Genomic DNA, 1,465 nt, shown 5'->3' on the forward strand with positions numbered 1-1,465 from the left:
TTTTTATACAGATGTCTTAAAAAGTCAACTTCATAAAGTTCATCTTTTTTTGAAAGAAAATCCAATCCGCGATGTGTAACTTCTTTCCAGAATAAATGATTTAAATTCGTCAATTGTAGTTCATCTAAATCGCCCGTTTCTGTTTCTAGCAACCAGACGAGAACGCCCATTTGATAAAGAGCGTATTGTTTTTGCGGAGTTGGCTGATTCAACGTTGCCTTAAAGCGTTGTAAATCAAGATAGTGTCGATGGCTTTTAATAACAATGCCTCGTAATTTCCCTTGGCAGATTTGATTGGCTAATGGTAAATCTTTTTCCACTAATTGATTTTGTAAAACAATCGAAACTGTTGAAATGATGACTGGTTTTTCTGGCGTTGCTAAATAGCTCATCGGCAACAGATAGCCTAATGTTTTTCCCGTTCCAGTCGCTGCTTCAATAAATAAATCTTTTGTCGTTCCTTCTGTAAAATGATCATAGACTAAATTCATCATCCGACTCTGTTCCGCACGATAAGCGAAACGTTCGCCAAACAGTTTTTCTTTGGCTTTTTTTGTTTTGGGATACGTACTAGTCTGATAGAATGTTTCTTCAAAAAGTGGGACTTCTTTTTTGCGTAAAGCAATGCCACTGACCACTTGATAAGCTGGATTTAATGGTGTGACTTGTTTTTTCATTTGTTCATACGTTTGTTGAATAAAGGCACTGGTTTCCCGCGCTGTCTGTTGACTTAATTCTGCAATTTTTTCCATAGTGACTAACGGTAAAGATTTCATTTTTTCTTGAATTAATAACAAAAGTTCGGCTGTAACCTGCGCATCACTATCTGCTTGATGGGGATTCTCATGAGACAAACCTAAGCTTTCCGACAAATCACTTAAACGGAAACTTTTTTCTGTCGGTAAAAAAATCTGTGCCAATTCCACTGTATCAATGGCTGGAATGGTAAGTGGCGGCGTGCCACACCGTACCAGTTCACGAGCTAAAAAATTATAATCAAAATGGACGTTATGCGCCACAAAAATAGTATCTTCCAGATAATGATAAATTGTATGTGCTACATCTTCAAAATAAGGCGCTTTTTGAACTTGCGTATTACTAATCCCCGTTAAACTTTGAATTTGTTTTGGTACTACTTGATTGGGATTCACATCTGTCGCAAAGTTCGCAATAATCTTTCCTTCTTGAACGAGAACGCATCCAAACTGAATGATCCGATCACTTGTAGGATCTGTTCCAGTCGTTTCAAGGTCAACTACTGCATACACTTGTTTGTCTTTCAATGACTTCACGCCTTTCATTCATCTTTGAAAATTATACTACAATTTATAGGATTTTCACTAGTATTTCAAAAATTCTCTTGAAATCTTTTCCAGAGATAATAAGAAAGAGCCTGAAACAAAAATTCAAAGTGATTTTTGTTTCAGGCTTAAAAGCTGATAAACTGAATGGTTTTGTCTTACCT

1 protein-coding gene is annotated in these 1,465 nt (G+C 36.3%); it reads right to left on the reverse strand.

The window, feature by feature from the left end; genetic code table 11:
• Positions 1 to 1,301, reverse strand: a 1,301-nt coding sequence (locus tag KQI94_RS15980; RefSeq protein WP_253296188.1) for an exonuclease domain-containing protein, incomplete at its 3' end; no start/stop codon positions are given.
• Between the last annotated feature and the right edge of the window lie 164 nt (positions 1,302 to 1,465).

This window comes from Enterococcus sp. S183_ASV_20 (assembly GCF_018919685.1).
In the GTDB taxonomy this organism is placed as follows: domain Bacteria; phylum Bacillota; class Bacilli; order Lactobacillales; family Enterococcaceae; genus Enterococcus; species Enterococcus faecalis.